General features: G+C 68.0%; 6 protein-coding genes. 4 read left to right on the plus strand and 2 right to left on the minus strand.

Annotated features, from left to right (window positions below; translation table 11 throughout):
- On the plus strand, window positions 1-358 hold a 358-nt coding region (locus tag ACXJKH_RS16265; RefSeq protein ID WP_457320850.1), incomplete at its 5' end, for a tetratricopeptide repeat protein.
- A 116-nt stretch (window positions 359-474) separates the two neighbouring features.
- On the opposite strand, the gene ACXJKH_RS16270 is transcribed toward ACXJKH_RS16265, so the two are convergent.
- Entirely contained in the window at window positions 475-666 is a 192-nt protein-coding gene (locus ACXJKH_RS16270; RefSeq protein WP_256776021.1) for a rubredoxin, read from the minus strand.
- Between the two features lie 72 nt (window positions 667-738).
- On the opposite strand from ACXJKH_RS16270, the gene thiE reads away from it, so the two are divergent.
- A complete protein-coding gene (gene thiE / locus ACXJKH_RS16275) occupies window positions 739-1,374 on the plus strand; it encodes a thiamine phosphate synthase (RefSeq protein WP_457320853.1) in 636 nt (211 codons plus the stop codon).
- Between the two features lie 15 nt (window positions 1,375-1,389).
- Window positions 1,390-2,679, plus strand: coding sequence for a glutamate-1-semialdehyde 2,1-aminomutase (gene hemL / locus ACXJKH_RS16280; protein WP_457320855.1), 1,290 nt, complete (start codon window positions 1,390-1,392; stop codon window positions 2,677-2,679).
- Window positions 2,680-2,879: 200 nt separating this feature from the next.
- On the opposite strand, the gene azu is transcribed toward hemL, so the two are convergent.
- Window positions 2,880-3,290, minus strand: a complete 411-nt coding sequence (azu, locus tag ACXJKH_RS16285) for an azurin (protein WP_306175407.1) — start codon at window positions 3,288-3,290, stop codon at window positions 2,880-2,882.
- Between the two features lie 160 nt (window positions 3,291-3,450).
- Here azu and ACXJKH_RS16290 point away from each other — a divergent pair, with 160 nt between their 5' ends.
- Window positions 3,451-4,062 (plus strand): HAD-IA family hydrolase, encoded by a 612-nt coding sequence (locus ACXJKH_RS16290; protein WP_457320857.1) that lies wholly within the window; start codon window positions 3,451-3,453, stop codon window positions 4,060-4,062.
- The last annotated feature ends 35 nt before the right edge of the window (window positions 4,063-4,097 follow it).

Raw genomic sequence — 4,097 nt, forward strand, 5'->3', positions numbered from 1 at the left:
GCGCGCGCGCTCGCACCTGGGCGGGGAAACCCCGGACGACCATGTGCTGGCGCAGATTCTGGATGCAGCGCCGGCGCGCGCGATCCTGATGCGCATGCTGCGCAACCTGCACGGCGTGTACGTGGAACGCGGCGAATGGGACCGCGCCGCGCGCAGCGCCGATCGCCTGCTCAAGCTAGCGCCGGAACAGGACGACGCCCTGCGCGATCGGGGCCTGGCCTACCTGCACCTGGACTACCAGGCCGGCGCGCACCGCGATCTGGCGCTGTACCTGCAGCGCAATGGGCAGGCCACCGACGCGCAGTGGGTGCGCGAGCAGCTGGTAGAGATCGGCGGACGGGCGCCACGGTTGCATTGAGGGATTCGGTTGCCGAGCGCGGCTCGGCACTACCGGGGGACCGGGACGTTGGGCGCGTAGCGCCGAGCCACGCTTGGCTGCTTTCCCTTGCAGGCCAAGGATTTACACGGCTGCCCTCAATCGACCTCGACCATCTCGAAATCGTCCTTGGTCACGCCGCAATCCGGGCAGGTCCACGTATCGGGAATGTCTTCCCAGCGGGTGCCCGGCGCGATGCCTTCTTCCGGCAAGCCCTCTTCTTCCCTGTACAGGAAGCCGCAGACAACGCACATCCAGGTGCGGAAAGTGGTGGCGGTGGCGTCGGTCATTGGATAATCACGGTTGGACAAGAACTGGCGATGGCCATTGTCCCACTCCCGTCGTGCTACCGGTAGCCACCGATGAATCCTGCTTCAGCCTCCCCTGCACGCCCGCGTGGCGTCTACCTGATCACGCCTGACGAGCCCGACACTGCGCGGCTGCTGGCGCGCACCGCGCCGCTGCTCGCCGCCGGGGCGACCTGGCTGCAGTACCGCAACAAGACTGCCGACACGGCGTTGAAACAGGCCCAGGCCATCGCCCTGCAGTCGCTGTGCGCCCAGCACGGGGTGCCGCTGATCATCAACGACGACCCGCTGCTGGCCCAGGCCGTGGGCGCTGCCGGCGTGCACCTGGGCGGTACCGATGGCGACATCGGCGCCGCGCGTGCCCTGCTCGGGCCGGAGGCCGTCATCGGCGCGTCCTGCTACGACCAGCTGGCCAATGCCGAACGGGCCGTGGCCGCCGGAGCCAGCTACGTGGCCTTCGGCGCGTTCTTCCCGACCACCACCAAGGTCACTTCCAGCCGCGCCACCGTCGACCTGCTGCGGCAAAGCGCCGCACTGGGCGTGCCGCGGGTGGCGATCGGCGGGCTGAGCCCGGACAATGTCGGACCCATCATCGAGGCCGGTGCCGATCTGGTCGCCGTGGTCAGCAGCGTGTTCGCCGCCGCCGACCCGGTCGCCACCCAGCGCGCCTTCCTCGCCCAGTTCCCGTAATACCCAGGACACCCCATGAACCACGACCAGTCCCACGCCCTGTTCACCCGCGCCCAGAAGCTTCTACCGGGCGGCGTCAACTCGCCGGTGCGCGCGTTCAAGTCGGTCGGTGGCGAGCCGTTCTTCGTGGAGCGGGCCGATGGCCCGTATCTGTACGACGTCGACGGTAACCGCTACATCGACTACGTGGGTTCGTGGGGCCCGATGATCGTTGGCCACAACCATGCCAGCGTGCGCCAGGCGGTCAAGCACGCGATCAACAACGGCCTGTCCTTCGGCGCGCCGTGCGAAGCCGAAGTGGTGATGGCTGACACCCTCACCCGCCTGATCCCGTCATGCGAGATGGTGCGCATGGTCAACTCCGGCACCGAAGCGACGCTGTCGGCGATCCGCCTGGCGCGCGGCGCCACCGGCCGCAACCGCATCGTCAAGTTCGAAGGCTGCTACCACGGCCACGGCGACTCGTTCCTGGTCAAGGCCGGCAGCGGCATGCTGACCCTGGGCGTACCGACCTCGCCGGGCGTGCCGGCCGGCCTGAGCGAGCTCACGCTCACCCTGCCCTACAACGATGTCGACGCGGCCACCGCGCTGTTCGCCGAACAGGGCGAGCACATCGCCGGCCTGATCATCGAACCGGTGGTCGGCAACGCCAACTGCATCCCGCCGCGCGAGGGCTACCTGCAGCACCTGCGCGCGCTGTGCACGCAGTACGGCGCGCTGCTGATCTTCGACGAAGTGATGACCGGTTTCCGCGTCGCCCTCGGCGGTGCGCAGGCGTACTACGGCATCACCCCGGACCTGACCACCTTCGGCAAGATCATCGGCGGCGGCATGCCGGTGGGCGCCTATGGTGGCCGTGCCGACCTGATGTCGCAGATCGCCCCGGCCGGCCCGATCTACCAGGCCGGTACGCTCAGCGGCAATCCGGTGGCGATGGCGGCCGGCCTGGCGATGCTGGAGCTGGTGCAGGCACCGGGTTTCCACGACCGCCTGGGCGCCGCCAGCGCGCGCCTGTGCGCCGGCCTGGAAGCCGCCGCCGCCGACGCCGGCGTGGCGGTGACCACCAATCAGGTCGGGGGCATGTTCGGGCTGTTCTTCACCGACCAGAAAGTGGAGACCTATGCGCAGGCAACGTCCTGCGACATCCCGGCATTCAACACCTTCTTCCACGCGATGCTCGAGCGCGGCGTGTTTCTGGCGCCGTCGGCGTACGAAGCCGGGTTCATGTCCAGCGCGCACGATGACAGCATCATCGACGCAACCCTCGACGCGGCACGCGAGGCGTTCAAGGTGGTCAAGGGCTGAGCCCCTGCGACGGTAGCGCCGCGCCATACGTGGCTGCTGTTCGATCCGGCATTGCATGCAGCCACCCATGGGGTGRCTCTACCCGTGCAATCCGACCACGGTAGAGCCACGCCATGCGTGGCTGCTGTTCGATCAGGATTCGGCATTGCGTGCAGCCACCCATGGGGTGGCTCTACCCATGCCATCCCGGCAGCTACGCCTCAGCCGAAAACGAATCGGCCCTTCATCATCGCGAAGTGGCCCGGGAACGAGCAGAAGAACGTGTAGTCACCGCCCTTGGCCAGCTTGGCCGTGGCGAAGGTGACGCTGGTGCTCTGCCCGCCGCCGATCACCGCCGTATGTGCCAGCACCCGTGCATCGCCCTTGGGCAGGTAGCTGTCGGCCGGGGTCATGCGCATGCCGGCCATCGCCACCGGCTGGTAATCCGCGCTGCGGGTCAGCACCCAGTTGTGGCCCATCGCGGTGGCGGCCAGCTTGCCGGTGTGGCGCAGGGTCAGCTTCACCTGCGTGCAGTCCGCGCCGACCTTGATCTCCTTCTGGCTGAAGCTCATCTGGTCGGTGCTGTCGATGTTGACCGCGCACACGCGGGCATGGGCAGCCGGGGCCAGCATCAGGCCGGCGAGCAACACGGGGGCAAGCAGTTTCACGGCGATCTCCAACAATCAGTCCGGAGATTCTAGACAGCCGCTTGGCCGCCCACCTGCGACGCGATGTCGCAGCGGTCACCCGGAGTGGGTTACGGTCGACGCTGGACCTGGACGAATGTTGCCGATGCCGGTTGCCGTGGACTGCCTGCTGCTGGATTTCGATGGGGTGCTGGTGCGCCATGCGCGCCACCTGCGCGTGCGTCACCTTGCCGCCAGCACCGGCCGCAGCGCCGCACAGGTGCAGGCGGCGTTGTTCGACAGTGGGCTGGAGCAACAGCATGATGCCGGGCTGGACAGCGCGCTGTATCTGCAGCAACTGGGTGCTGCATTGGATACCACGGTGAGCGTCGCGCAATGGCAGGACGCACGCATTGCCGCCTCATCGCCGCAGGCAGGCGTGATCGAACGCATCGAGCGCATCGCGCGTGAGCTGCCGATCGCCATCCTGACCAACAACGGCGCGCTCATGGCCCAGACCATCCCGCGCATCCTCCCCACCCTGGCCGAGGCCTTGAACGGGCGCATCCTGTGCAGCGGCGCGCTCGGTGGACGCAAACCGGACCCGGCCGTGTTCGTGCAGGCCATGACGCTGCTTGGCGCACGCGCCGAGCGCACGCTGTTCATCGATGACCTGTTCGTCAACGTACGCGGTGCGCGGCAGGCAGGGTTGCACGCGGAAACGGCGACCGACAGCCGCAGTATCGGCAAGGTGTTGAAGCGCTACGGGCTGGCGTAGAGCCGACCGTTGGCCGGCTGCGTTCGCCCAAAGAC

This window comes from Stenotrophomonas sp. P5_B8, from assembly GCF_054049855.1.

Excerpts from the sequence above, each read along its gene's own strand:
- thiE (WP_457320853.1), top strand. The coding sequence starts at position 739 with ATGAATCCTGCTTCAGCCTCCCCTGCACGCCCGCGTGGCGTCTACCTG.
- azu (WP_306175407.1), bottom strand. The coding sequence starts at position 3,290 with ATGCTGGCCCCGGCTGCCCATGCCCGCGTGTGCGCGGTCAACATCGAC.
- ACXJKH_RS16270 (WP_256776021.1), bottom strand. The coding sequence starts at position 666 with ATGACCGACGCCACCGCCACCACTTTCCGCACCTGGATGTGCGTTGTC.
- hemL (WP_457320855.1), top strand. The coding sequence starts at position 1,390 with ATGAACCACGACCAGTCCCACGCCCTGTTCACCCGCGCCCAGAAGCTT.
- ACXJKH_RS16290 (WP_457320857.1), top strand. The coding sequence starts at position 3,451 with ATGCCGGTTGCCGTGGACTGCCTGCTGCTGGATTTCGATGGGGTGCTG.